The sequence below is a fragment of the Gilvimarinus sp. 1_MG-2023 genome, assembly GCF_030548285.1.
In genome coordinates, this window is the sequence record NZ_JAUOSC010000148.1 from 1 (window position 1) to 452 (window position 452).

Below are 452 nucleotides of genomic sequence, written 5' to 3' on the forward strand. Positions count from 1 at the left end.
GGGCTGGTCTGGTCTGTGTCTGTGCTTGTCATCGGCTGGCTATCCTAGCTGGCGCTCAAGAATGCCTTCGTACAGGCTGGTGAGGGTGTCGAGGTCGGCGGCATTGATACATTCATTAACTTTGTGAATGGTGTCGTTGCGAGGGCCGAGTTCCACGACCTGTGCGCCGGTCGGGGCTATAAACCGGCCGTCGGAGGTGCCTCCGGCGGTTGACAGTTCGGTCTCGCGACCAGTCACTGCGCGGATGGTATCCACGCAGGCATCAACCAGCGGGCCGTGGTCGGTAAGGAATGGCAGGCCGCTGAGGTTCCATTCAATGTCGTAGTCGACCTGGTGCTTGTCGAGAATATCGCAGGTACGTTGTTTGAGAATGTCGGCTGTGAGCTCGGTGGAAAAACGGAAGTTGAACACCACGGTCATGCTGCCAGGGATAACATTGGTTGCACCGGTGC

1 protein-coding gene is annotated in these 452 nt (G+C 58.0%); it reads right to left on the reverse strand.

Going from position 1 to position 452, the window contains the following annotated elements; all coding sequences use genetic code 11:
• Positions 1-39 precede the first annotated feature (39 nt).
• A partial coding sequence (locus Q4563_RS16155; protein ID WP_303605201.1) for a M20/M25/M40 family metallo-hydrolase occupies positions 40-452 on the reverse strand: 413 nt, incomplete at its 5' end.